The organism is Lentzea chajnantorensis, assembly GCF_054300775.1.
The window spans coordinates 4289887-4315824 of the sequence record NZ_JBSDZT010000002.1 but is presented as its reverse complement, the minus strand read 5'-3'; the positions used below and the strand labels follow the sequence as shown (position 1 = coordinate 4315824).

At 70.3% G+C, this 25938-nt stretch carries 24 protein-coding genes and 1 pseudogene; 8 read left to right on the top strand and 17 right to left on the bottom strand.

The window, feature by feature from the left end:
- Positions 1-81: 81 nt before the first annotated feature.
- Positions 82-849: a polyprenol monophosphomannose synthase gene (locus tag ACVDFE_RS21760; protein ID WP_360393670.1), complete on the bottom strand. Its 768-nt coding sequence runs from the start codon at positions 847-849 to the stop codon at positions 82-84.
- Positions 833-2311: an apolipoprotein N-acyltransferase gene (gene lnt / locus ACVDFE_RS21755; protein WP_458431635.1), complete on the bottom strand. Its 1479-nt coding sequence runs from the start codon at positions 2309-2311 to the stop codon at positions 833-835. Before lnt ends, ACVDFE_RS21760 begins: the two co-directional genes overlap by 17 nt.
- Positions 2312-2426: 115 nt before the next feature.
- On the opposite strand from lnt, the gene ACVDFE_RS21750 reads away from it, so the two are divergent.
- The 7 genes from ACVDFE_RS21750 to ACVDFE_RS21720 all read left to right on the top strand — a co-directional run bounded on the left by ACVDFE_RS21750 (position 2427) and on the right by ACVDFE_RS21720 (position 9096).
- Positions 2427-3812, top strand: a complete 1386-nt coding sequence (locus ACVDFE_RS21750) for a class I adenylate-forming enzyme family protein (RefSeq protein ID WP_458431634.1) — start codon at positions 2427-2429, stop codon at positions 3810-3812.
- A 29-nt stretch (positions 3813-3841) separates the two neighbouring features.
- On the top strand, positions 3842-4453 hold the full coding sequence (locus tag ACVDFE_RS21745; RefSeq protein ID WP_360393661.1) for a TetR/AcrR family transcriptional regulator: 612 nt from the start codon (positions 3842-3844) through the stop codon (positions 4451-4453).
- 35 nt (positions 4454-4488) lie between these two features.
- The gene (locus tag ACVDFE_RS21740) at positions 4489-4683 is read left to right on the top strand and encodes a PspC domain-containing protein (RefSeq protein WP_458431633.1); all 195 of its coding nucleotides are present in this window, start codon (positions 4489-4491) and stop codon (positions 4681-4683) included.
- A gap of 107 nt (positions 4684-4790) precedes the next feature.
- Positions 4791-5345 carry an EF-hand domain-containing protein gene (locus tag ACVDFE_RS21735; protein WP_360393655.1) on the top strand — a complete coding sequence of 185 codons (555 nt, stop codon included), beginning with the start codon at positions 4791-4793 and terminating at the stop codon, positions 5343-5345.
- A gap of 1 nt (position 5346) precedes the next feature.
- Complete coding sequence (locus ACVDFE_RS21730) at positions 5347-6063, top strand: GNAT family N-acetyltransferase (RefSeq protein WP_458431632.1); 717 nt, start codon at positions 5347-5349, stop codon at positions 6061-6063.
- Positions 6064-6116: 53 nt separating this feature from the next.
- Complete coding sequence (locus tag ACVDFE_RS21725; protein ID WP_458431631.1) at positions 6117-8522, top strand: ATP-binding cassette domain-containing protein; 2406 nt, start codon at positions 6117-6119, stop codon at positions 8520-8522.
- Positions 8523-8538: 16 nt separating this feature from the next.
- Complete coding sequence (locus ACVDFE_RS21720; protein WP_360393646.1) at positions 8539-9096, top strand: EF-hand domain-containing protein; 558 nt, start codon at positions 8539-8541, stop codon at positions 9094-9096.
- A 4-nt stretch (positions 9097-9100) separates the two neighbouring features.
- Here ACVDFE_RS21720 and ACVDFE_RS21715 read toward each other — a convergent pair whose 3' ends face one another.
- The 13 genes and pseudogenes from ACVDFE_RS21715 to ACVDFE_RS21655 form a co-directional block, all read right to left on the bottom strand.
- Positions 9101-9517 carry an SRPBCC family protein gene (locus ACVDFE_RS21715; protein WP_360393643.1) on the bottom strand — a complete coding sequence of 139 codons (417 nt, stop codon included), beginning with the start codon at positions 9515-9517 and terminating at the stop codon, positions 9101-9103.
- A 17-nt stretch (positions 9518-9534) separates the two neighbouring features.
- Complete coding sequence (locus ACVDFE_RS21710) at positions 9535-10665, bottom strand: Glu/Leu/Phe/Val dehydrogenase dimerization domain-containing protein (protein WP_360393640.1); 1131 nt, start codon at positions 10663-10665, stop codon at positions 9535-9537.
- A 25-nt stretch (positions 10666-10690) separates the two neighbouring features.
- Positions 10691-11776: pseudogene (gene rho / locus ACVDFE_RS21705) on the bottom strand (transcription termination factor Rho); the annotation flags it as partial.
- A gap of 222 nt (positions 11777-11998) precedes the next feature.
- Positions 11999-14071, bottom strand: coding sequence for an acetate--CoA ligase family protein (locus ACVDFE_RS21700; RefSeq protein WP_458431630.1), 2073 nt, complete (start codon positions 14069-14071; stop codon positions 11999-12001).
- Positions 14068-15234 carry an acyl-CoA dehydrogenase family protein gene (locus ACVDFE_RS21695; protein WP_458431629.1) on the bottom strand — a complete coding sequence of 389 codons (1167 nt, stop codon included), beginning with the start codon at positions 15232-15234 and terminating at the stop codon, positions 14068-14070. The genes ACVDFE_RS21700 and ACVDFE_RS21695 overlap by 4 nt, the downstream gene beginning before the upstream one ends.
- Before the next feature lie 702 nt (positions 15235-15936).
- A complete protein-coding gene (locus ACVDFE_RS21690; protein WP_360393632.1) occupies positions 15937-16287 on the bottom strand; it encodes a GntR family transcriptional regulator in 351 nt (116 codons plus the stop codon).
- 232 nt (positions 16288-16519) lie between these two features.
- On the bottom strand, positions 16520-16888 hold the full coding sequence (gene kal / locus ACVDFE_RS21685; protein WP_360393630.1) for a 3-aminobutyryl-CoA ammonia lyase: 369 nt from the start codon (positions 16886-16888) through the stop codon (positions 16520-16522).
- A gap of 26 nt (positions 16889-16914) precedes the next feature.
- Positions 16915-17667, bottom strand: a complete 753-nt coding sequence (kamE, locus tag ACVDFE_RS21680; RefSeq protein ID WP_458431628.1) for a lysine 5,6-aminomutase subunit beta — start codon at positions 17665-17667, stop codon at positions 16915-16917.
- Entirely contained in the window at positions 17660-19231 is a 1572-nt protein-coding gene (kamD, locus tag ACVDFE_RS21675; protein ID WP_458431627.1) for a lysine 5,6-aminomutase subunit alpha, read from the bottom strand. The genes kamE and kamD overlap by 8 nt, the downstream gene beginning before the upstream one ends.
- A gap of 4 nt (positions 19232-19235) precedes the next feature.
- A complete protein-coding gene (locus ACVDFE_RS21670; protein ID WP_458434372.1) occupies positions 19236-20783 on the bottom strand; it encodes an amidohydrolase in 1548 nt (515 codons plus the stop codon).
- On the bottom strand, positions 20776-21786 hold the full coding sequence (gene kdd / locus ACVDFE_RS21665; protein WP_360393623.1) for an L-erythro-3,5-diaminohexanoate dehydrogenase: 1011 nt from the start codon (positions 21784-21786) through the stop codon (positions 20776-20778). The genes ACVDFE_RS21670 and kdd overlap by 8 nt, the downstream gene beginning before the upstream one ends.
- Before the next feature lie 70 nt (positions 21787-21856).
- Entirely contained in the window at positions 21857-23365 is a 1509-nt protein-coding gene (locus ACVDFE_RS21660) for an alpha-amylase family protein (protein ID WP_458431626.1), read from the bottom strand.
- Positions 23362-24321 (bottom strand): TIGR03885 family FMN-dependent LLM class oxidoreductase, encoded by a 960-nt coding sequence (locus ACVDFE_RS21655; protein WP_458431625.1) that lies wholly within the window; start codon positions 24319-24321, stop codon positions 23362-23364. Before ACVDFE_RS21655 ends, ACVDFE_RS21660 begins: the two co-directional genes overlap by 4 nt.
- A gap of 130 nt (positions 24322-24451) precedes the next feature.
- Here ACVDFE_RS21655 and ACVDFE_RS21650 point away from each other — a divergent pair, with 130 nt between their 5' ends.
- The gene (locus ACVDFE_RS21650; protein ID WP_458431624.1) at positions 24452-24847 is read left to right on the top strand and encodes an SsgA family sporulation/cell division regulator; all 396 of its coding nucleotides are present in this window, start codon (positions 24452-24454) and stop codon (positions 24845-24847) included.
- Between the two features lie 60 nt (positions 24848-24907).
- Here the strand turns inward: ACVDFE_RS21650 and ACVDFE_RS21645 are convergent, their stop codons facing one another.
- Positions 24908-25468 carry an N-acetyltransferase family protein gene (locus ACVDFE_RS21645; protein WP_458431623.1) on the bottom strand — a complete coding sequence of 187 codons (561 nt, stop codon included), beginning with the start codon at positions 25466-25468 and terminating at the stop codon, positions 24908-24910.
- On the bottom strand, positions 25465-25929 hold the full coding sequence (locus ACVDFE_RS21640) for an FxsA family protein (protein WP_360393610.1): 465 nt from the start codon (positions 25927-25929) through the stop codon (positions 25465-25467). Before ACVDFE_RS21640 ends, ACVDFE_RS21645 begins: the two co-directional genes overlap by 4 nt.
- Positions 25930-25938: the final 9 nt, after the last annotated feature.

Genomic DNA, 25938 nt, shown 5'->3' with positions numbered 1-25938 from the left:
CGTATCGCCCCGGACACGAAAACGGCCCCCGGCGCGACGCCGGGGGCCGTCGGGGTCCCGTCCACTCCGGACGGGCCCGCCTCACTTCTTCTTGCCGCCGAACAGCTCCTTGAGCTGGTTGCCGCGCCGCCGCAGCCCCCACTTGGTCACCCTGATGAGCGCTTCGCGGACGATGTTGCCGCTCATCTTCGACTCGCCGTACTCGCGCTCGCGGAACGTGATCGGCACCTCGCGCACGCGGAAGCCGAGCTCGATCGTGCGCCAGAGCAGGTCGATCTGGAAGCAGTAGCCGGCCGAGGCGACCGAGGCCAGGTTCAGCTTGCGCAGCGTGTCCGCGCGGAAGGCGCGGAACCCGCCGGTCATGTCGCGGATGTTCGCCCCCAGCGCGATGCGCGAGTAGAGCGAACCGCCGCGGGAGAGCACCTCGCGCTGCACGGGCCAGTTGACGACCTCGCCACCGGGCACCCAGCGCGAGCCGATCACCAGGTCGGCCTGCGGCAGCGCGTCCAGCAGCCGGTGCAGCTGTTCGGGGGCGTGCGAGCCGTCGGCGTCCATCTCGCACACGACGCCGTACTCGCGGTCGAGCGCCCACTGGAAACCCGCGACGTAGGCGGCGCCGAGGCCGGCCTTCTCCGTGCGGTGCATGACGTGGACGCGCTGGTCAGCGGCCGCCATCTCGTCGGCGAGCTGGCCGGTGCCATCGGGGCTGCCGTCGTCGACCACCAGGACGTGCACGTCGGGCAGTGCCGCGTGCAGCCTCTTGACGATCTTTCCGATGTTGTCCCGCTCGTTGTAGGTCGGGATCACCACCAGCACCTGCCCGAGTTCCTGGTCAGGCTGCTGCGCCATTCGAGTCCTTCCGTCGTCGTGTGAAGCCCAGCGCCAACGCGACAAGGCCCGCAGCGGTCAACACCCACGCGGGCCAGGCTCCAAGCCAGGTCGCCAGCGTAGTCTGTGACCGCAGGGGCAGTTCCGCCACCAGTGCGCCGGGCACGAAAAGGCCGGTCTTCTGCGTGACCGAGCCGTCAGGCCGCACGATCGCGCTGACCCCCGAGGTAGCGGCCACCACCACGGCCCGGCCGTGCTCCACGGCACGCACCCGTGACATGGAAAGCTGCTGGTAGGTCATCTCCGTGCGACCGAACGTGGCGTTGTTCGTCGGGATCGCGATGATCGTCGCGCCCGCCGTCACGGAGTCGCGGACAACTGAGTCGAACGCCACTTCGTAACATGTGTCAAGTGCGACCCGCGCGGGCCCCATCCGGAAGCCCTCGGGGTCGGTGCCCGGCTGGAAGACGCCCGCCCGGTCCACATCGGACGAGAACAGCCGGAAGAACGACCGCATCGGCATCGTCTCGCCGAACGGCTGCAGCTTGCGCTTGGTGTAGGTGTCCGTGGCGCCCTTCTCCGGGTCCCACAGCACCACCTGGTTGCGCGGCAGCCCGTCGCCCCGGTCGACCACGACGGCCCCGACCGCGATCGGCGCCTTGATCGCCTTCGCCGCGCTGTCGATCGCCGCCTTGGCGTCGGCGTTGCGGAACGGGTCGATGTCGGAGGAGTTCTCCGGCCAGATGACGACGTCGGGCTGCTTCACCCGGCCGGCGGCCACGTCGTCGGCCAGCTCGACCGTCTTCTTGACGTGGTTGTCGAGCACGGCCCGGCGCTGCGCGTTGAAGTCCAGCCCCGCACGCGGCACGTTGCCCTGGACCGCGGCGACCGTGACGGTGCCCGCGGAGGCGTCCACCCCGACCGGCACGCCGAACCCGGCCACCAGCGGCACCACGAGCAGCGGCAGGCCGAGTTTCCAGTTCCTGGTCAGCCAGAACAGCCCGAACCCGGTCAGCACGACCGCGAACGACACCAGCGGCGCGCCCCCGAGCGCGGCCAGCGGCAGGAACCAGCCCTCCGGCTGCCCGAACGCGATCTTGCCCCAGGTGAAGCCGCCGAACGGGAACACCTCGCGCAGCGCCTCGTCCGCCGCCCACAGGAACGCCGCCCACAGCGGCCAGGCGGGCAGCCGGGAGGTGAACGCCATCGCGGTCGTGCCGATCGAGATCATCAGCGCGCACGCGAACGCCAGCGGCAGCCACGCGACCAGCCCGACGAACTCCCCGGTCCACCGCAGCAACGGCACCATGAACCCGAGACCGAACAACAGGCCGTATCCGAACCCAGCGCGCGCACGACGGCCGTAGAGCACGTACGCGAGCACGGCGAACCCGACCGGCGCCAGGAACCACAGCGGCCGCGGCGGGAAGCTCAGGTAGACCAGCACGCCACCGGCGACGGCGAGGAGCACGCGCAGCAGCACGGGCCCGCTGAACCGCTTGCGACGGGCGGGCTTTTCCGGCGATTCTGGCGAATCGGGCGCCATCGGGGGTGCTACCACCCGTTCAGCCTACGAGGAGCCGGAGTAGACAGGGTCCATGACCTACGTCGACCTCGTCCTCAACCGCCTCGCGACCGGGCAGGAACGGGAGGCGGTGATCGGCGGCGACACCCGCCTGACCCGCGGCCAGGCCCGTGACCTGGTGTTCCGGCTGGCCGACGGGCTGGCCCGGCGCGGGATCGGCCGGGGTGACGGCGTGGCGGTGTTCATCGGCAACACCCCGGAGGCGCTGCTGCTCACCGTGGCCGTGCACCTGCTGGGCGCCCGGCTCGTGTACGTGCCACCGGAGCCGGGTCAGCGCGAGCTGGCGGCGTTGATCGAGAAGGCGGAGGTAGCGGCGGTCGTCGTGGACCCCGGCTTCAGCACCCGCCTCACCGGCTGGGACCTCGCGGACCTGCCCGGCGACCCGGTCGAGCGGACCCCGGCACCGGACTTCACCACGGTCAGCTACACCGGCGGCACCACCGGACTGCCCAAGCTCGCCGTCCACGGCCCGCGCTCGACGAGCCGCTGGGAGGCGCTGGGCCACACGCCGTCGCTCACCATGCTGTGCAGCACGCTCATCACGCACGGCAGCGGTGCCGGCGCCTCGATCGGGGCCCTGGTCACCGGCTCGAAGCTCGTGCTCGGCCCCTCGGTGTTCGACGCGGACGCGTTCGTGCGGCTCGCCCGCGACGAGCAGGTCAACGCGACGTTCTTCGTGCCGCCCATGATGTACGAGGTGCTGGACCACCCGGACTGCCCAGGACCGCAGTTCCTCAGCATCGGCCTCGGCGGTTCCCCGCTCGCACCGGAACGCCTCCGGCAGGCGGTCGAGCGCTGGGGGCCGGTGGTGTACCAGGGCTACGGCATGACCGAGGCCATGGCGATCGCGTTCATGCCCGCGACGGCCGTCGACCTCGCGAAGCTGCACACGCTGCGCACCGTCGGCAAGCCCAACCCGGACATGGAGGTCGAGGTGCGCGACGGCGACGTGTGGGTGCGCGGCCCGCACGTCATGCGCGGCTACTGGGGCGAGCCGCCGCTGAGCGAGACCAGCGACGGCTGGCTGAACACCGGCGACGTGGGCCACTTCGACGAGGACGGCTACCTCTACCTCGACGACCGCAGCAAGGACGTGATCGTCACCGGCCGCACCTCCGACAACGTCTACTCGCGGCTGCTCGACGACTTCCTCGTGACGCTGCCCGGCGTCCGGCAGGCCGCGGCGGTGGCGGCACCGGACGAGAGGTGGGGCGAGGCGGTGCACCTGTTCGTCGTGGTGGAGGACGGCCACGAGCTCGACCTCCACGAGGTGGAGCAGGCCGTTGTCGCCGAACTGGGCGATCTCTATGCACCACGTGGCGTCACGGTCGTACCCCGTCTGCCGCTGACGCAGGTGGGAAAGGTCGACAAGCGCCGGCTGCGCGCGTTGCTTCGGTAAGGTCTCGAAGCAAGTCATGGAGGTGACGGATGCCCCGTCCAAGCGTGGAAGCCGAACGCAAGGCGCAGATCCTCGCGTCCACCTGCAAGGTGATCGCCGCCGAGGGCTTCCGCCACCTCCGGGTGTCCGACGTGGCCAGAGACGCCGGCGTGTCCGGCGGCACGGTCCACTACTACTTCGAGACCAAGCGCGAGCTCACCGACGCCGCGTTCGAGCACTGCTTCGAGCAGTCGCTCAAGCGCCGCCGCTGGATCCTCGAGTCCGACGAGCCGCCGTTGTCGCGGCTGCGCATGGTCGTCGAGTCCTACCTGCCGCAGGGCGCGGAGACGGTCGAGGCGTGGAAGATCTGGGCCGAGCTGTGGGTCGAGGCGATCCGCAGCCCCGAGCTGCAGGAGCTCAACGAGCGCTTCTACGGCGAGTGGCGTGAGATCGTCGCGAGCATCTTCCGCGACGGCCAGGACACCGGGGAGATTCGGACCGGTGACGACCCGGTGGAGCTGGCGAACATGCTGGTCAGCATGCTCGACGGGCTGGCGCTGCAGGTGCTCGCCGGGTCCAGGTCCATGACCGTCGACACCATGCGCGCCACGTGCCTGAGGTTCGTCGACCAGTTGTCAGGGGTATCCCAGGGCTGTCCCTGATGCAACGAACGGACCGGCGGGAGCATTGTGGAGCTATGACCACGACAGTTGCTTTGAGCAGGCCCAGGACCAACCGGATGATCGCAGGTGTGTGCGCGGGGCTCGCCCAGCGGTGGGGCATGAAGGCGAGCACGGTGCGCCTTCTGTTCGTGCTGTCGTGCCTCCTGCCCGGACCTCAGTTCGTCGTCTACCTCGTGCTCTGGGTGATCATGCCCAGCCGCGACTATTGATCGACGCCCTCGTCAGACCCACGCGCAGCAGCACGGCGCGTGGGTCGCGTCGTGCGTGAAAGAGCAGGTGGTGGAGGGCGTGTTCGAAATGCGGTAGAAGGATGCCCATGGAGATCACCGCCTTCCTGGACCGCAAGCTGGCCCGTCGGTTCCGCACCTACGACGCCGACGGCGACGGGTTCATCGGGTGCGATGACTTCACCACCGCGGGACTGCGCACCACGAGGGCGTTCGGCCTGGGTGACGACGAGCCGAGGGCGGTGCGGTTCCGCGCGACGCTGACCGGGTTGTGGCAGCAGCTCTCGCTGGCCGCTGACACCGACCGCGACGGCCGGATCAGCGTGGACGAGTACAAGAAGGCGTTCGCGGACGGCCTGCTGGAGACACCGGAGTCGTTCGACGAGGGGTACGTGCCGTTCCTGGACGCGGTGATGGCGATCGCCGACGGGGACGGCGACGGCAAGCTCACCGTCGACGAGCACGTGAAGTGGACCGGCGCGTTGATGAACCTCTCCGAGGCCGATGCCCGGATGATCCACGACCTGCTCTCCGACGACGACGGCCTGCTGTGCACGCACGCGCTGCTGGCGGCCATCCGGGAGTTCTACTTCTCCGAGGACCCCGCGGCGGCCGGCAACTGGCTGCTGGGGTCGTTGGACTGACGTGCTGCTCAAGACGCTGCAGGAGTACGCGGCACGGGCTCAGCCGGCCGCGCACGTCGAAGAGGCCGGTGGCTGGTGGCTGCGCCATTCCCCCGACGACGCCTGGTGGGTGAGCGCGGTCCTGCCACACGACCGCGAGGACCGGGTCGAGGTCGCCGAGGAGTTCTGCGCGGGCCGCGGTGCCCCGGTGCGGTTCCAGATCACGCCGGGCGTGTGCGCCGACGACCTGGACGCCCGGCTGGCCGGCCGCGGGTACGCGCGGGGTCACGACATGTCGTTGCAGATCGCGTCGACCGCCGACGTGCTCCGCCAGGCGCACGCGGACGCCGGTGCGGTGACGACCCGGCCGGACGACGGCTGGCTCGCGGCGTGGCACGAGGTGACGACAGGCGACGTCGAAGCCGAACGCGAGCTGCTCAGCCGTGTGGAGGCACCGAGCGCGTACGCCTACGCGGAGGTCGACGACGAGGTGGTCGCCGTGGGGCGTGTGGTGGCCGACAACGGGTGGGCCGGCGTGTTCGGCATGGCGACGCTTCCGCACGCACGGGGCCAAGGCGCGGCACGGTCCGTGCTCGCCGCGCTGACGTCATGGGCGGCCGCACGCGAGTCGAACCACATGTACCTGCAGATGGAAAAGGCCAACAAGTCGGCGTTCCGGCTCTACGAGCGGTCGGGGTTCCGCGAGCTGTGCACCTACCACTACCGCTGCCGCGAGTGATCAGTCAGGAATCGAGAAGCGCGGGACGGGGGTCTGCGAGTTAGCTTGTCGCCATGACCTCCAGGAGAGCGGCCGCCACCAACGCGCACGAGGCCGACACCCACGACATGATCCGCGTGCGGGGCGCGCGGGTGAACAACCTGAAGGACGTCGACGTCGAGATCCCCAAGCGGCGGCTGACGGTCTTCACCGGCGTGTCCGGTTCGGGCAAGAGCTCGCTCGTGTTCGGCACGATCGCCGCGGAGTCGCAGCGGCTGATCAACGAGACCTACAGCGCGTTCATCCAGGGGTTCATGCCGACCCTGCCGCGGCCGGAGGTGTACCTCCTGGAGGGGATCACCACCGCGATCCTGGTGGACCAGCAGCGGATGGGCGCCGACCCGCGTTCCACAGTGGGCACCGCGACCGACGTCAACGCCATGCTGCGCATCCTGTTCAGCCGCCTGGGCGCACCGCACGTCGGCGGCCCGCAGGCGTTCTCGTTCAACGTCGCGTCGATCAGCGGCGCGGGCGCGGTGACGATCGAGAAGGCAGGCCAGAAGGTCAAGGAGCGCCGCGAGTTCTCCATCACCGGCGGCATGTGCCCGCGCTGTGAGGGCCGCGGTCAGGTCTCCGACATCGACCTGACCGAGGTCTACGACTCGTCGAAGTCGATCCTCGAGGGCGCGATCAAGGTGCCCGGCTACAACGTCGACAACCAGTGGACGGTGCAGACGTTCACGCAGTCCGGGTTCATCGACCCGGCGAAGCCGATTGCCGAGTACAGCAAGAAGGAGCTGCACGACTTCCTCTACCGGGAACCGGTCAAGATCAAGGTCAACGGCATCAACCTGACCTACGAGGGCCTGGTCCCGAAGCTGCAGAAGTCCATGCTGTCGAAGGACCGCGAGGCGCTGCAGCCGCACATCCGGGCGTTCGTGGACCGCGCGGCGACGTTCGGCACCTGCCCCGACTGCGGCGGCACCCGGCTCACCGAGGCCGCGCGGTCGTCGAAGATCAGGGGTGTGTCCATCGCGGACCTGTGCGACATGCAGATCAGCGACCTGGCCGACTGGATGCGCGGGCTGGAGGACAGGTCCGTGGCGCCGCTGGTCGAGAAGCTGGTGCACACGCTCGACTCGTTCGTCGAGATCGGACTGGGCTACCTCTCGCTCAACCGCCCCGCCGGCACCCTGTCCGGCGGTGAGGCGCAGCGCGTGAAGATGATCCGGCACCTCGGGTCCGCGCTGACCGACGTGACCTACGTGTTCGACGAGCCGACGATCGGCCTGCACCCGCACGACATCCAGCGGATGAACAACCTGCTGCTGCGGTTGCGCGACAAGGGCAACACCGTGCTCGTGGTCGAGCACAAGCCGGAGACGATCGCGATCGCCGACCACGTCGTCGACATCGGTCCCGGCGCCGGCCGCGACGGCGGCACGATCTGCTTCGAGGGCACGCTGGAGGGGTTGCGCGCCAGCGGCACCGTGACCGGACGGCACCTCGACGACCGGGCGGAGCTCAAGCCGTCGGTGCGCAAGGCGTCCGGGACGCTGTCCATCCGCGGCGCGTCGAAGAACAACCTGCGCGACGTGTCGGTCGACATCCCGCTCGGCGTGCTGACCGTCGTGACCGGTGTGGCGGGGTCGGGCAAGTCGTCGCTCATCCACCAGTCGATGCCGAAGGACTCCGGCGCGATCGTGGTGGACCAGACCCCGATCAAGGGTTCGCGCCGGTCGAACCCGGCCACCTACACCGGGCTGCTGGAGCCGATCCGCAAGGCGTTCGCCAAGGCCAACGGCGTGAAGCCGGCGTTGTTCAGCGCGAACTCCGAGGGCGCGTGCCCGAACTGCAACGGCGCCGGTGTGGTGTTCACCGACCTGGGCATCATGGCCACGATCGAGTCGCCGTGCGACGTGTGTGAGGGCAAGCGGTTCGACCAGGCGGTGCTGGAGTTCAAGTTCGGCGGCAAGGACATCTCCGAGGTGCTGGCGATGCCGGTCGCGGAGGCGGTGGAGTTCTTCGGCTCCGGTGAGGCCCGTACGCCCGCCGCGCACGCGATCCTGGACCGGCTGAACGACGTGGGCCTGGGCTACCTGTCGCTGGGCCAGCCGCTGACCACGCTGTCCGGCGGTGAGCGCCAGCGCCTCAAGCTCGCCACGCACATGGCCGACAAGGGCGGCGTCTACGTGCTGGACGAGCCGACCACCGGCCTGCACCTGGCGGACGTCGAACAGCTGCTGGGCCTGCTGGACCGGCTCGTCGACTCCGGCAAGTCGGTCATCGTGATCGAGCACCACCAGGCCGTGATGGCGCACGCCGACTGGATCATCGACCTGGGGCCCGGAGCCGGCCACGACGGCGGCAAGGTCGTGTTCGAGGGCACTCCCGCGGACCTGGTGGCCGGCCGCTCGACGCTGACCGGCGAGCACCTGGCCGACTACGTGGGGGCCCCGGCGCGCGTCAAGAAGCGCTGAGCGGGTAAACAGGCGCATGGAGATCACGCCGTTCCTGGACCGCAAGCTGACCCGCAGGTTCGAGACCTACGACAGCGACCAGGACGGTTGCGTCGAACGCGCGGACTTCGAGCTCGCCGGTGCGCGCACGACCGGCGAGTTCGGCCTGGCCGCCGACGACCTGCGGGCGAAGCGGTTCCGCGAGCAGCTCCTGGCCGCGTGGGACCACCTCTCCGCCGTGACCGACACCAACGACGACGACCTGGTCAGCCTCACCGAGTACAAGACGGCGTTCGTCGCCGGCCTGCTGGAACGCCCCGAGGTGTTCGACGACGCGTACGTGCCGTTCGTGGACGCGCTGATGGCCGTAGCGGACCACGACGGCGATGGCCACCTCGGCGTGGACGAGTACGTGCGCGCGAGTGGGGCGTTGCTGAACGTGCGCCCCGCCGACGCGCGCGCCGGGTTCACCCGGCTCGACGGCGATGGCGACGGACTGGTCAGCGGCGAGGACCTGCTGGCCGCGCTCAGGGCGTTCTACTTCTCCGACGACCCGAACGGTCCCGGTGCGTGGCTGTTCGGCCCGCTGGGCTGAGCCGTCACTCCACGGCGGTCTTGACGGCGGCGGCCTCGGCCTTGACGTACCGGCTGGTCAGCGACCGGGTGAGCAGCCAGCCGACACCGGCCATCAGCCCTGACATGGTCAGCGTGAGGGTGAGCCTGCTGCCGTCGGCCAGCGGTTCGACGACGTGCGCGGCGGTGACCGTGACACCCGCTGACCGCGACTGCCAGGTGTACGAGGTGCCCTCGGTCAGCTCGGTGACCGTCCAGACGGCGGGCGACAGCCGCGGCTGCACCAGCCGGGTGCGCGACCCGACCGCCAGCGGGCCGGCGTCGAGCCGTTCGACGCTGTCGACCGTGGGAATCCGCTCCGGCCAGCGTTCGACGTCGGAGACCACCTCCCAGACCTTGGCGGGCGGGGCAGCGATCGTCACGGTGTGCTGCAGGCCGGGCATGCGCCGAGTGTACGGCTTCAGAACCGCTTTTCGATCTCCCGAACGGCAGCAGCGGCGAGCTGTGCGGCGGCGGCCCGCGGCCGGGGCGCGCCGACGACCTGCCGGACCAGCCGGCGCATGTTCTCGTCGATCTTCGCGAACGCCGACTCGGCCGTGGGCTCGATGTCGCCGAACAACGTCCACCACCACCACGAGTTGGTCGCCGAGTTCGCGACGACGTCCGGGATGACCAGCGCGCCGAGCAGGTCCTCTGCCTCCCTGGTGATCGGCATGTTCGCCGCCTCGACGACCAGCCGTGCCTTCACCTCGCACGCGTTGTGCTCGTCGATCGCATAGCTCGTCGCGGCGGGCACGAGCACGTCCGCCTCGACGTCGAGCCACCGGTCCCGGTCGAGCCGCACGTCGTCCGCGGCGAGCTCGGAGCGGTCGATGCCGCCGTGGGCGTCGCGGGTCAGCAGGAGCGCCTCCACGTCGAGCCCGGCCGGGTTGGCCACCACCCCGTGGACGTCCGCGAGCCCGACGACCTTCACCCCGGCCCTGGCGAGGTAGCGGGCCGTGGCGCCGCCCATGGAGCCGAACCCCTGGACGAACGCGGTGGGGTTGCTGAGCCGAAGCCGTTCGATCCCTTCCAGCGCGGCCGTCGCGACGCCGTAGCCGCCGACCAGCTCGTCGAGGCCGACGCCGTCGACCGTGACCGCGAAGGCGTCCTGAAGTCGTTGCCGCGCTTGGTGTTCGTCGTCCAGCAGCGGGTACACGGCCTGGATGGACGACTGCAACCCGATCTTCTCGATGGCGGCGTCGATCGTGGACTGCCGCAGCCCCAGGTCCTCCCCCGTGGTCCAGAACCGCTCGATGTACGGCGACATCGCGTAGAGGTAGGCCGTGAGCACGTCGAACGCCCGCGGGTCGTACGGGTCGAAGTCGATGCCGCCCTTGGCACCCCCGAGCGGCACGTACCGCGCGCCGGGGTCGTAGTTGAGGGCCTCCTTGGCCGTCATGCCCTCCGCGAGCCCGCGCACCTCGTCCAGCGTGCACCCGGCCCGCATGCGCAGTCCCCCGCTGCACACCCCGCGCACCAACCGGTCGACGACGAGGTAGCCGCGCGCGCCCGTGGCCGGATCGGTCCACGTGACCTGCAGGAAGCTCATTCCCCCATCTTGGCCGACGGCCGGTTCACCTCGACATCTGGCGCAGGAACTCGGCGTTGCCCTGGGTCTTGCGCAGTCCGTCGAGCAGCACGTCGACGTCTCGGTCGGCCATGGCCCTGCGCACGGCGTTGGTGATGGCGAGCTCCTGTCCGGACACCAGCAGCTCCACCTTGCGCGTGCCGGACTGGTGCAGGTCGATCGCGGGGAAGACCCGCCGCTGCGCGGCCTTGCGGTCGAGCTTGAGCTCGGCGTTGCCGGTGCTCTTGAGCTCCTCGAAGATCACCGTGTCGCCCACCGACCCGGTCTCCACGAGCGCCGTGGCGAAGATCGTGAGGCTGCCGCCCTCCTCGATGTTGCGGGCGGACCCGAGGAACTTCTTCGGCGGGTTGAGCGCCCCGACCTCGATGCCACCGCTCAGAATCCGCCCGCCGCTGGGCGCCGCGAGGTTGTACGCCCGCCCCAGCCTGGTCAGCGAGTCCAGCAGCACCACCACGTCCTGCCCGTCCTCGACGAGCCGCTTGGCCCGCTCGATGGCGAGCTCCGCCGTGGCGATGTGCTCCCGCGGGTGCTCGTCGAACGTCGAGGTGAACATCTCCCCCGGCACCGTGGTGCGGATGTCGGTGACCTCCTCCGGCCGTTCCCCGACGAGCACGACCATGAGGTGGCACTCGGGGTTGTTCTTGGCCACCGCCTGCGCGATGTGCTGCAGCACCATCGTCTTGCCGGCCTTGGGCGGCGCCACGACCAACGCCCGCTGCCCCTTGCCGACCGGCATGACCAGGTCGATCGCCCTGCTGGTGAGCTCCTCGGGGTCGTGCTCCAACCGCAGCCGCTCGTTGGGGTAGAGCGGCGTCAGCTCCTCGAACCTGGGCCGCCGGTGCGGCTTGCGCCCGTTGACCGTGTCGACCGACGTGAGCTTGCCGTCGTGCGCCTCCCCCGTGACCCGGTCGCCCCTGCGCAGGTCGTGTTGCCGCACGAGCTGCTGCGGCACGACCGGTCCGTCGAGGAGGAAAGCCTTGTTGTTGCGTACGTCGAGTACACCGATGTGCATCGGTCTGTCCTTTCGGGAGGGTTGCGTGCAGATGCGCTCGTCCGCCCCGCCTCGTGTGCGTGGGAAAGCGCTGCAGATGTGAGTCCGCCAGCGTTCAGAAGCTGGGGGCTGGTTCGCTGCGGACTTCGGATGGTCCAGCAGCTGGTAGGTGCTTACATGCGCTCTGCGGCGCACTGCCTACCCGGACTGTAGCAGACAACGTCGCCGACGCGCCGCTTATTCCGCGCCACACCTCTGCTGTTCCCGCGCGTCCTCCCGGCATTTCCGGACAGGACAGGGCGATCAGGCCACCTGCTGGTCGCCTGACTCGGTCAGCGCGGCATCGGCGGGGGTGATCAGCGCGTCCACGGCCACCACGCCGTCCGGGCCGACGCGCACCGGGTTCAGCTCGATCTCCGCCAGGTCGGGACGGGTGGCGATGAGCCGGGAGAGTGACGCGATGACCTGGGTCAGAGCGACGAGGTCGACGGGTGGTGCGCCGCGCCAGCCGCGCAGCAGCGGTACGGACCGCAGGCGGTTGAGCATGGTGTGAGCGGTGGCCGGGGTGACGGGTGCCAGTTCGAGGGCGGTGTCGCGGTGCAGCTCCGCGTGGATGCCGCCGGCACCGACGAGGACCACTGGGCCGAACGAGTGGTCACGCCGGGCGCAGATGATCAGCTCGACGGTGTTCGGGCGGGTGTCCATCTCTTCGAGGACGTACGTGCCGGGGCCCAAGCGGGCCTCCATCTCCTCGAAGGCGGCGGCCGGGTCGGTGAGACCGGTCTGAACGCCGCCGTGCTCGGTCTTGTGCGCCAGCCAGTCGGCCTTGAGCGCGAACGGGGCGGTGAGCGGGGTGGCGCGGGCCTCTGCGGCTGTGGTCACGGCGTGGGCGCGGGGGAAGCGGACGAAGTCCAGCAGCTCACGAGCTGCCAGGTAGCCTGGCCGGTACGCGATCCCCGGTCTCTCGCGCGTGCTCACGCAGGGGTCCCCTGCAGGGGGTCCCCCAGCTTCAATTCTTCCAGCCGGCACCGACAGTTCCGGACCGCTGAACGGCCCGGCCCCGGCTGCGGCGGAGGCGCCGAAGCGAGCAGCGTTACCGAGAGCACCCACAACGCGCTCGATCGTGTGCTGAACGGACACGCCACCAGCTCGCAGAGCACGAACCGCGGCGGAGTCGGTGCACATGCAGTGGGCGACCACGGGAACGCCGGTCTCCCTTGCCAGCGAACAGATCCGGGCGGCGACGGCGACCTCGGTGGACTCCAGGCAAGGCGTGTCCGCACCGTAACTGCCGAAGTAGCCGGACAACACGACCGAGTCGACCTCACCACCGCGCACCAGCACCTCGACGGCACGGGCGTAGTTCTCCAGGTCCTGCTCCCCCGCCCCGGCCAGGTCGATGGGGTTGCGCGCCGACACACCGGCCGGCAGCCCGCCCACGGCGGCCAGAGCAGGCACCACGAGCCCCGCACCCACCGCGAGATCCGCCGCGATCGCCCCCTGACCGCCGGAGTCCGCGAGAATCCCGACCCGCGTTCCGCGCGGCACCCCTCGCGTCACCACAGCGGCAACGTCCACCAGGGCAGCCGGCGTCGCCACCCGCACGGCCCCGGACCGGCGGCACGCGGCGTCCACGACGTCCAAAGAGGACACCAGTGCGCCGGTGTGCGACAGTGCGGCGTCCCGTGCGGCAGCGGAAGCACCGACCGTCAGCAGCACAACGGGTTTCCCGGCCGACCGGAGCTCCGACAGGGCGGTCAGCATCCCGGGCCCGAAGCTCTCCAGGTACACCCCGACCACAGCGGTCAACTCATGCGCAACCAGGTCCAGCAACGCTTCCGCGGCCGTCACGTCGACCTGGTTGCCGACCGACACGAACCGCGACACCCCGAGCCCGGCGGCCGCGGCGAGTCCGGCGATCTCCAGGCCCACCTGCCCGCTCTGCGACACCACCCCCAGTGAACCGGGCTGGAACCGCCCCCACGCCAGGTGCAGCGACGTCGCCGCGTCGTACACGCCCAGGCAGTTCGGCCCGAGCAGCCGCGCCCCCGCCGCACGGATGCGCGCGACCACGCACTCGTCCATCGCCGACGGAATCCCGACGAAACCGCGCGTTCCCAACGCCAGAGCCTCGTCCACCACCGCGGCGACGTGCTGGGGAGGCACGGCGAGCACCACCAGCTCCGGCGCCTCTGGCAGTTCCGACAGCGTCCGCACGGTCGGCCGCGACAGCACCGCCCCGCCACCGCGGTTCACCAGGTGCACGGCCCGGCGGTCGCTGCCGGTCAACGCACCGCGCGCCAGCCAATGCCCCCACTTCGCCGGGTCGTCACTCGCGCCCACCACCGCGACGGACGACGGATCGGAGAAGATCACCTGGCACCCAGCCCGCGCGAGATGATCAGGCGCTGGATGTCCGAGGTGCCTTCCTCGATCTCCTCCAGCTTGGCATCGCGCATCCAGCGCTCGACGGGGTACTCGCGGGAGTAGCCGTAGCCGCCCAACGTCTGCACGGCCGCGTGCGTGCACCACATCGCGTTCTCGGAACCGACGAGTTTCGCCATCGCGGACTCCTGCGCGACCGCCTCCCCCGCGTCGTACAGCGCAGCGGCCCGCAGCGTCAGCAGGTGCGCGGTGTCGACGCGCGTGGCCATCTCGGCCAACCGGAACGCCACGGCCTGGTGCCGCAGGATCGGAACGCCGAACTGCACGCGTTCAGCGGCATAAGCGGAAGCGAAGTCCAGCGCCGCCCGTGCCAGACCCGTGCAGGCGGCGCCGATCAGGATTCGCGAGGCGTCGAACGTCCGCATCAGGCCCGGGAACGCCTGCCCCTCCTCGCCGAGCCGGTTCTCGGCGGGCACGCGCACGTCGTCGAGGAACACCTCCGCGTTCACGATCGCCCGCTGCCCCATCTTCCGGAACGGCGGCCCGACGGTCAGGCCGGGCGTGTCGCGCGGCACCACGAATGCCGTGACACCACGGGAACGCAAGGAGGGGTCAACGGTCGCGAAGATCACGAACATCGCGGCGTACGGGGCGTTGGAGATCCAGGTCTTCTGTCCATTGAGGACGTAGGAGTCGCCGTCGCGCCGCGCCGAGGTCCGGATGCTCGCCGCGTCGGAGCCGGCGCCCGGCTCGGTGACCGCGACGGCGGTCAACGGCGGCAGGTCCGTCCCGAGTGGACCGAGGAAGCGCTTCTGCTGCTCAGGGGTGCCGAGGTGGTCGATCGGAGCACTGAAGAAGCCGTTGGACGTGAGCAGGTTGCCGATGCCGATGTCGCCGTGGCACAGCTCCTGCTGGACGAGCACCTGAGTGGTGAGGTCGGTGATCCCGCCGCCGCCGAACTCCTCTGGGATCATGAACGTCGTCAGCCCCAGCCGCGACGCCTTCTCCCACAGGTCGAGCGGCGACTCGGTGTCCGCCTCGTCCACGGCGCGGGCCCGCGGGCGGATCTCCTCCGCCGCGAACCGCCTGGCGAGCTCGACGAACTGGTCCTGTTCAGCCGTGCGCCGCAGGCCGTCCCGGACGGTCCGCACCATCTCCCACCCCTAAGTTGACTGATGAGTCAGTTATCTGCGGTTCACGGGGCAGCCTAACCGCATAAGGGCAGGTAAGAGGGTCCGCAAACGGGTGAGTGGCATGCACGTTCGTGGCGGTTTTGATCACCTGCTTGGAGCAGGCAGGCATACAGATACGACTACTCGGCCACGCGGCGCCCGCAGCATGATGAACTGGCCGTGACGGCGGTGTTCCACCTCTGGCCAGACCCGCGGTGTCGAGCAAGACGGGCGCATCGCGGCTCAACTGGGTGAGCGCGATGTCGTCATTCCAAGCGGCCACCGCGTTGTCGACGCCGGCGTCCGTGCCCGCCCTGACTCGGGCGGGCACGGCGGTTCGTCCGGGCCCGTGGCGACACCTCGCCGAACGCCCGGTGCACGATTCGGGCGTGGCTCGCGACTTGTCCACAGGGCTTCGGTTGTCCACAGGTTCGCGAGCCGCGGGCTTGACACGCGCGGACTCTCGCTATGGTGGGTGGAGGTGGGCGGTCTGCCCCCAGGGTGGGCGGGGCCCCGCGCTCGCGTCGTTCACGCGATGAGCGCACTGCCGCTGCCCACGACCCGCATCTAGGCTCCTGACGTCCTTTCAGACACTCAAGGTCCCGCCTGACGCGTGGCATCCGCACCCGAGGCCAGTGGCCCCTTACCCCGACGCCGGTGGCCCGACCGGCACGTCCGGCCCCATCAGGCCCGGAACGCCGCCCGCACGATCTCCAGCGCCTCTTCTCTCGACAGTCCCAACTCGGCCGACATCGACGCATAGGCGTGCGCTGCCGAACGCACCCGCTCGCGGTTGCTGTCACCGTTCGCGCTGACCACGGTGCCCGCCCGGCCTCGCGTTTCCACGAGGCCCGCTTCCTCCAGCTCGCGGTAGGCGCGAGCGACAGTGTTCACCGCAAGGCCCAGGTCTTTCGCGAGCGCGCGCACTGTGGGCAGTTTGGCGCCGACCGGCAGTTCGCGGTTTGCGATGGCGTGTGCGTAGTGCACACGCACCTGCTCGTACGGGGGTGTCTCCCCGTGGTGGTCGATCTTCACTGCGCCGTTCCTCCCCGCTTGTAGCTACCTCTGTGTTGACCAACGGGCGAGGGCGGCAGAGGTTGCGGGTTTAATTCAGGCCGAACCGGAATTGGGCTGGACCGCTCTCATCTTCACGGAGAGCGACGGCCGGACAGACCCGGCAAGGCGGCGCCGGGACAGGAGCCGTCTTGCCGGGTCGAGCTGGGGCGTGCGGGCGTTCGATGTCGGTCCACACCCGCGGTTCTTGTTGCTATTCCGCGGATTTCGGCGCGACCACGGTGCCGCGGGCGCGCGTTACGACGATCGGCTCAGCCAGCGCGTCCGCCGCGGAAGGGCCGCGTTCGGGCGCCGAACGGCACACCACGCGGGCCTCGAACTCGATCTCCCGCGATCGCTTCCCGATGCGCACCAGCGTCGCCACGGCCTCGATGACGTCGCCGGCCTGGATGGGCGCGACGAACTCCACGGAGCTGTAACCCGCGAACAGGCCCTCGTCGGAGTCGGTGTGGATGAGCATCTCGGTGGCGACGTCACCGAACATGCCGAGCCCGTAGGCACCGTCGACGAGGCTGCCGCCGTAATGCGCGTGCGAGTGCGGCACGTAACGCCGGTGTGCCACGGTGAAACCTTCGACCAAAGCCCCGCTCACGCGGCGACCCCCTTTTTCTCCTGCATCGCGTGCACCAGGTAGCTCGCGACCTCGCCCGGAGTGGTACCCCGGGAGAAAACCCGGTCAACCCCCAGCTCGGCCGCCATCAGCGGGTCGAACCGCGGGCCGCCCGCCACCAGCAGCGGCCGCCGGTCCCCCATCGCCTCGCGGAACGCCGCCGACATCTCCTGCGTGTTCAGGATGTGCGCGTCCCGCTGCGTCACCACCTGGGAGACCAGCACCGCGTCGGCCTTCTCGGCGCGGGCGGACCGCACCAGTTCCGGAACGCTCACCTGCGCGCCGAGGTTCACGACCTTCAGCTCGCGGTAGTACTCCAGGCCCTTCTCGCCGGCGAAGCCCTTGATGTTGAGGATCGCGTCGATGCCGACCGTGTGCGCGTCCGTGCCGATGCAGCCGCCGACGACGACCAGCTTGCGCCGCAACACCTTCTTCAGCGTCGTGTTCACCTCGGCCGGTGACAGCAGCGGGTACTCGCGCTCGACGACCTTGACCTCGTCGAGGTCCACGAGGTGCTTGACCGAGCCGTAGACGACGAAGAACGTGAAGTCGTCACCGATGGGGTGCGAGTGGACCACCATCGCGGGGTCCATGCCCATCCTGTTCGCGAGCTGCTGCGCCGCGCCGTCCGCCTTGGAACCGAACGGGATCGGCAGCGTGAACGACGTCTGGACCATGCCGTCGCCGGTCGTGTCGCCGTAGGGCCGGACGTACCTCTTGGCGTCAGACATTCGAGGCCTCCAGCAGGTCCGAAGCCGGGTTGAAGTACTCGGGAGCCTTCTCGACCACGCCGTCCGCGCCCTTGCCCTTGTCGGCCGGGCGCTTCATCAGGCCGAACGTGCCGTCGGCGATCGCGTTGAGCAGCCCGTCGCCGACGATGCGCTCCAGCAGGTCCACCGCCTCGCCCAGCACCTGGTGCGCGCGCTTGACGATCAACCCGTCCGGTGCCGGCCGGAAGTCCTCCGCGAGACTGCCGGCCGCGTTGAGCACGTACCGGACGTTCTGCAGCGCGAGGTCGCGGTCGGACAGGAACGGCGTCACGACCGCCTCGGTCATCATGCCGACGAGCAGGATGGACTGTCCGGTGAGGACACCCGCGAGGTTGAAGAACCCGTCCAGCAGGTAGCCGTTGAACACGTCGCCGGTCATGTGCTTGGTCGGCGGCATCCATTTGAGCGGCGCGTCCGGGAACAGCTCGCGGGCCAGCAGCGCGTGCGCGAGCTCCAGCCGGAACGAGTCCGGCACCTTCGGGTTGATCTCGAACGCGTGCCCGAGGCCCAGCAGGTGGTCGGGCAGTCCCGCCTCGTGGGCGAAGTGCTCGTTGAGCAGCTGGGACACCGTCACGGTGTGGGCGGCCTCGACGGCGTCCGCGGTGGTGAGGTAGTTGTCCTCGCCGGTGTTGATGATGATGCCGGCGCGCGCGTGGACCTGGCGGGAGAACCGCTGGTCGACGAACGTGCGGATGGGGTTGATGTCGCGGAACAGGATGCCGTACATCGAGTCGTTCAGCATCATGTCGAGCCGCTGCAACCCGGCCAGGACGGCGATCTCGGGCATGCACAGGCCGGACGCGTAGTTGGTCAGCCGCACGTACCGGCCGACCTCCTTCGACACGTCGTCCAGCGCCGCGCGCATGATCCGGAAGTTCTCCTGCGTGGCGTAGGTGCCGGCGAACCCGTGGTGCGTGGCGCCTTCCGGGACGTAGTCCAGCAGCGACTGGCCGGTGGAGCGGATCACGGCGATGACGTCGGCGCCGGCGCGGGCGGCGTTCTGCGCCTGCACGACGTCCTCGTCGATGTCACCGGTCGCGACGATCAGGTAGATCCACGGGCGTTGCGCGGGGTCGCCCCACTTCTGCACCAGCTTCTCGCGCTGGACGCGGTTGCGGTCGACCGTCTTGAGGCCCTTGGTGACGGCGGAGGTGGCGGCCTTCTTGGCCGCGGTCCGGTCCCTGCCCTCCGGGACCGTGAACTGGACCTGCCCGGCGGCCGTGGCCTCGGCGAGCTCGGTCAGGCTCGCGAGGTTGTGCTGCCGCAGGGCGTGGAACGCGGGCAGCACCACCCCGTGCTCCAGGCCGCACTGCTCGCGGACCGTGTCGATCACGCGGTTGACCCACGGCACGTCACCGGCGCGGTGGGTGGAGTCCGCGCCGGTGATGCCGGCCAGCCGCAGCGTGGCGCGCTCGACCGCGACCGTGGTGTGCGCCTTCGCGATGGACACCACGGGTTCGGCCGCCCGCGCGGCGAGCTCGCGCGCGGTGGCGACGACCCTCGGGTCGAGGTCGAGCAACGCCATCGAGTCACTTCCTCTCGTAGATCGTCCGGCCGTTCAGCACGGTCCGCACGCACACCGGGGCGGGCCCGGTGAGGTCGGGCAGGCCGGGCACGCCCGACCGCGGGTCGGTGGACCAGCGCTGGACGCGGGCGTCGGACCCGGCCACCACGAGGTCACCGGTCTCCCACACGGCGTACGTCGCGGGCGCACCGGGCTGCAAGGTGCCGGTCACGCCGTCGTCCACGCCCGCCGCACGCCAGCCACCGCGCGTGTGGGCGGTGAAAGCGGCGCGCGGGGACACACCGAAGCCCTCGGTCCTGTGGTGCACCGCGGCCTTCACCGCTGCCCACGGGTCGATGGCGGTCACCGGCGTGTCGGAGCCGAACGCCAGCACGACGCCCGCGGCGGCCAAGCGCGAGAAGGGGTTGAGCCCCACTCCGCGCTCGGCACCGAGCCGCTGCACGTACATGCCGGTCGGGCCGCCCCATTCGGCGTCGAAAAGCGGCTGCACCGAGGCGATGACGCCCCACCCGGCCAGCTGCTGGGCCTGTTCGGCCGAGACCATCTCGACGTGTTCGAGGCGGTGGCGGGCCGACGCCAGCGCCGAGGTGCCGAGCGTCTTCTCGGCGATCGCGAAGCCCTCGACCACGGCGGCCATGCCCGCGTCGCCGATGACGTGGAAACCCGCCTGGATGCCCAGCTCCGTGCACTTCACCAGGTGGTCGGCGACCTGCCGGCCGGTCAGGTACAGCGCACCGGACGTGTCCGCGTCGGCGTACGGCTCGACCAGCGCGGCGGTGCGGGAGCCGATCGCGCCGTCAACGAAGTGGTCACCGGCCAGGCCCTGCACGGGGACACCGGGCAGGTCGTGGTCTCCCCAGTAGGCCACGACCTGCGGGCCCTCGCCCAGCGCCAGCAGCTCGCGCAGGTCGTCCTCGCCGGAGATGTCCGGGCCGGCGCACTCGTGCACGGACGCGATGCCCATCGACGCCGCGTGGTGCAGGAACGCCAGCTGTGCCTCGCGGCGCTGCTCCGGCGTGATGGCGTCGCGTGCAATGCGTCGGACGTGATGGTGTGCGGCGCGCGCGAGGGGGCCCTCGGCGGAGTAGCCGTCAGCCGCGCGCGTTTCGTCCGTGACGAGGTTCGACGACACAAGTGCCGAGTGCACGTCGATGCGTGACAGGTAGACCCTCTTGTCGCCCGCCGCCTCGTCGATCTCCGCACGCGTCGGAGGGCGGTTCTCCGGCCACCGCGTCTCATCCCAGCCATGACCCCACACGAGCGGGCCCTCGGCGTTGCGGACCTGGTCCAGCAACGCCTCCAGCGACGGCGTGCGGGTCAGGTCGACACCGGTCAGCAGCAGACCGGCCGAGGTGGCGTGGACGTGGGCGTCGACGAACGCGGGCGCGACGAAGGCACCGCCGAGCTCGACGACCTCGGCGTCCGGGTGCAGCGCGCGCCCGACCGAGTCCTGTCCGATCCAGACGACCACGCCGTCCGTGACGGCCATCGCCGTCGCATCCGGTGCGTAGATGCGGCCGCCGACCAAAAGTTGCGTACTCACGTCACGCAGTCTGCCTCTGCTCGAACAACGCCCGCACACCCGCCTGGGTGCGGACGAGGTCGAGCGCGAACGCGGCGTGACCTGGCACATAGCCGTTGCCGACCAGCATCTCGACGTCCGCGGCCAGACCCTCCGCTCCCAAGGCGGCGGCGCTGAACGAGGTCGCCATGGAGAAGAAGATCACGGTGCCGCCGTCGGCGGTCGCGAGGATGGCGCCGTGCTCGCACCCCGGCACGTCCACGCACACGACCGTCACGTCGACCTGCTTGCCCACGGCTTCGGCGACGGCGACGGGGTTGCGTGCGTCCGCGATCACGACCTCGTCCGCGAGACCTGCCGCACGGACCTGTGCCGCTTCACGTTCCGTGGGCACCAAAGCGACCAGACGCGACGCACCGGCCTGACGCGCGGCGGCGAGGGAGAGCGACCCCGACTTGCCCCCGCCCCCGAGCACGAGCACGGAACCGCCGGGGTGCCGGCGCACGACCCGGTCGGTCAACGCGGGCGCACCGCACACGTCCAGCACCGACAGCGCGAGCCCGGCGGGCAGGTCGTCGGGCAGCACGGCCGCGATCGAACGCCCGAACAGCACCGCGGTCCCCCGGCACGGCACCTGCTCGTCCTCGCCGCTCCAGTCCTGCAGCCCGTCGGTGATCCGCAACGGCGTCAGCGTGAGGCTGACCAGCGTCGCGATCCGGTCACCGGCCTTGAGCCCGAGCGGCGAGGACGGTCCCACCTCCAGGACCGTCCCGAACAGCATGCCGCCCGAGCCCGTGACCGGGTTCTGCATCTTGCCGCGCTCGGCGACGATGTCGAGCACCGCCTGCCGCACCGCGTCCGGACTCCGGTGCGCCTCCCTGAGCTGCCGGAACGACGCCGCGTCCAGGTTGAGCCGCTCGACCGCGACGACGACCTCGTCGTCAGCGGGCACGGGTGCCGCGTCGAGCCGCCACGCCTGCTGCGGCAACACGCCCGCAGGTTCGAGGACACGGTGCAGTCCGTACGCGCTCACCTGAAAATCCTTCGGTCGACGACGCTGTCTCGAAGATATCTTCACGTGAGGCGTCAAGATCCCGCAAGTATCATTCAGGATTCACGCGGAACCAGCGGCAGTCGTAGGGCGCCAGGTCGACCTTGGCACCGATCTTGGCCGGCTTCACCGTGCCGCCCGTCGCCAGGTCCGTGAGCACCCCGTCGACCGGGACGCGCACGGTGACCTCCCGGTCGGCGAAGTTGTGCAGGGCGATCACCGCGCCACCGTCGCAGTCCGCGCGGTGGGCGAACACGGTCGGATCGCCGACGTCGAGCACCTGCACGGTCCCCCACGCCAGCTCCGGGGCCTCGCGGTAGAGCTCGACCAGCTTGCGCATCCACGTCAGCAACGAGTCGGGGTCGTGGCGCTGCTTGCCCGCCTCCTCCCAGTCCATCGGCACGCGCACCGCGAGCCGGCCTTCGAGCGACAGGTCCTCCTCCAGGCCGATCTCCTCGCCGTAGAAGAGCACCGGCGTGCCCGGCAGCGTGAACAGCAGGCTGTAGACCATCCGGATGCGACGCTGGTCCCCGTCGAGCATCCCGGGGAGGCGGCGGCGCAGGCCCCGGCCGTAGAGCTGCATCGAGGGGTCCGGCCCGAACGCGTCGAAGACCTCCTGGCGCTCGTCGACCGGCAGCTTGTCCAGCGTCAGCTCGTCGTGGTTGCGGACGAACGTCGCCCAGTGCCCGTCACGGGGTGGCTGCGGGCGTTCCTGCAGCGCCTTCGTCAGCGGCCCGCTCGTCTGCCGCGCCAGCGCCAGGTACATCGCCTGCATGCCGACGAAGTCGAAGCACATGGTCAGCTCGTCGCCGACGCCCTGGCCGTAGAAGGCCATCGCGTCCTTGTACGGCAGGTTCACCTCGCCGAGCAGCACGGCCTCACCGTTGCGGCGGTTGAGGAACGCCCGCAGGTCGGTGAGGTAGTCGTGCGGGTCGGGCAGCTCGATCGCGTCGGACCGCTCCTGGTGCTCCAGCAGGAACGGGACGGCGTCGACGCGGAAACCGCTCAGACCCAGCTCCGTCCAGAAGCCCATGATCCGCGCGATCTCGTCGCGCACGGCGGGGTTGGCCACGTTCAGGTCGGGCTGGTGCTTGTAGAAGCGGTGCAGGTAGTACTTGCCGACCTCCTCGGAGTACTCCCACAGCGAGTCCTCTTTGTCGGGGAACGTGATGCCCTTCGGCCCGTCCTCCGGCGGCTCGTCGGCCCAGACGTACCAGTCGCGCTTGTCGGGGTCGTGGAACCACGGGTGCTGGTCGGACGTGTGGTTGACGACGAGGTCGGCGATGACGCGCATGCCGCGGTCCCGTGCGGCGCGGACGAACTCCACGAAGTCGCCCAGCGAGCCGAGGCGCGGGTCGACGGCGTAGAAGTCGGTGATGTCGTAGCCGTCGTCGCGCTCGGGCGTGGGGTAGAACGGCATCAGCCACAGGCAGGTGATGCCGAGCGCGTGCAGGTGGTCGAGTCGTTCGGTGGCGCCGCGGAACCCGTTGTCGGAGAAGGTCTCCACGTCCAGGCAGTAGAGGACGGCGTTCTTCCACCACACGTCCGAGGTGCGGATCATGCCGTCACCTCCGGCAGCACGTGCTCGCCGAACGCGTCGATGAACGGCACCAGGTCCTGGCCGACGTGGTGCAGGTAGATCTCCTCGAAGCCCAGCTCGGCGTAGTCGTGCAGGCGTTCGGCGTGCCACTTGAGGTCGTCGGAGATGTTGACGACGCCTTCGAGCTGCTCGGCCGTGACGTTCTCGGCGACCACGTCGAAGTGCTCCGGCAGCTCCAGGTCCCAGCACACCGGTGGACGGAACACGTTCGTGCGCCACTGGTCATGCGCAATCGCGCGGGCCGTGTCGAGGTCCTGCGCCCAGCTCAGGTGCACCTGCAGGTGCAGCTTGCCGCGCCCGCCGGCGTCCCGGTAGGCGCCCGCGACCTCGCGCAGGCGTTCCGGTGCGGCGTTGACGGTGATCAGCCCGTCCGCCCACGACGCGCACCACCGCGCGGTCTCGGGGCTCACGGCGGCACCGATCAGCTGCGGCACCTCGCGGGGCAGGGTCCACAGCCGGGCGCGGTCGACGCAGACCAGGCCGTCGTGGTTGACCTCGTCGCCGTTGAGCAGCGCGCGGATCACCTCGACGCACTCCTCCAGCCGCCGGGTGCGGACGTCCTTGCGCGGCCAGCCGTCACCGGTGATGTGCTCGTTGCTCGCCTCACCCGTCCCGAGCGCGGCCCAGAACCGGCCGGGGTACATGGCGGCGAGCGTGCCGATCGCCTGCGCGGTGATCGCCGGGTGGTAGCGCTGCCCCGGTGCCGTGACCACGCCGAACGGCAGCTCGGTCGCCTGCAGCGCGGCACCGAGCCACGACCACGCGTACCCGGACTGGCCCTGCCGTTCGCTCCACGGCGCGAAGTGGTCGGAGCTCATCGCGGCGGTGAAGCCGGCCTCCTCGGCCCTGCGCACCGCGGTCAGCAGCTCGGCGGGGTGGATCTGCTCATGTGACGCATGGACGCCGTAAACGGTCATGCGACATCGGTACCCAGGACGAAGATCCAGGCAACCTCCGCTTCGGCGGCAACTCCCGGCGGGCGCGTTGAACCGATCCCGGCCGGCGTCCGTGTCCACGTCAGCACCTCGGAGCTGAGGAGGATCGGCGATGTACAACGAGACCCGAGTCGGGACGGCGACCGTTGTCCAGTTCATCCGGCCGGACGGCACGGTCGAACCCATGGACGTCGACCTCCACTACCGCACGGACGACCCCCACGCGGTGACGATGCGGTTCCACACCCGCGACCAGGAGTCCACCTGGCTCGTCGGCCGGGAGCTGCTCGCCGACGGGGTGCTGGCGCCGGCCGGGCTCGGTGACGTGCGGCTGCGCCCCGGTGACGGTGACGTGCTGGTCCTGGAGCTGGTGACCGAAGACTCGCATGCGGTGTTCCACCTGCCGGCCGAGGAGCTGCACCGGTTCCTGCAGTCGACCTACCAGGTGGTGCCGTCCGGGCGCGAGGTCATCGACTTCGACCTGCTGCTCAAGGACCTGCTGACCTAGTCCCTGCCGGTCTGGTCCCCGCTGATCTGGTCCTCGCCGGTCTGGTCCCCGCCGGTCTGGTCACAGCCGCAGGCCGAGCACCAGCTTCTCCTCCACGGCGATCTGCCGGAACCCGAGGTGCTGCCAGAACCCGATCGCGTGTGTGTTGTGGCGGCGCACGTGCACATGGACGCCCTTCTCCAGGCGTTCGAGCACGGCACGCACGAGCTTGCCGCCGTACCCCTTGCCCGTCGCACGCGGCAGCAGGTTGGTGTGCATGTGCGCGGGATAGTCGATGGCGAGCATCGGGTCGACGCGCGCCGGGTTGTGGATGTGGCGGACCACTCGGTTCGCGCTCGGTGTCATCGGGTAGCGAACGCGCAGGTCGGGCCACCAGTCGCGGTCCAGGCGGTCCTCGAACGCGAGGCTGTCGGCCGTGCCGATCGCGTAGCCGCAGACGCCGTCGTCGTCCTCCGCCACGAACGCGAGGTCGGGCTCGAAGGCGACGTACGGGCCGACGTGGGCGTGGCCGAGCAGGCGCGGGTCGTCGAACAGGTGGCGGGCGCCCCGGCCGCCGTTGCCGGTGTCGAGGCAGATGTCGTGGAGCGCGTCGAGGTCGGCGGGGTGGTACGCGCGGATCACGGCAGTTCGCGGCGTTCCGCGACCACCACGTGGTCCGCGTCGACCGTCACGACCTCACCCTCGACGACCTGACCGGGGCCGAAGCGGCGCTCGTGCTCGAACTTGAGCGCGGCGGCCTCCGCCTTGCGGGCGATGCGGCGGCTGACGAGCCGGCGCGTGGGCGGGAAGAGCAGGAACAGCGCGGCCACGTCGCTGACGAAGCCGGGCACCATGATCAACGCGCCGGCGGCGGCGATGAGCACCCCGTCGGCCATCTCCTGGTGCGGCTGCTGCCGCTTGAACACCGACTCGGAGAACGCGGCCATCGTCTGCGCGCCCTGCCTGCGGACCAGCACGAGACCGACGAGCGTGCCGACCAGCAGCAACCCGATCATGGCCAGCGGGCCGATGGCGTTGCCGACGGCGAGCATGACCGCGACCTCGGCGAAGATCCCGGCGAGCAGCAGCGCGAAAAGGGGCATACCTCCACA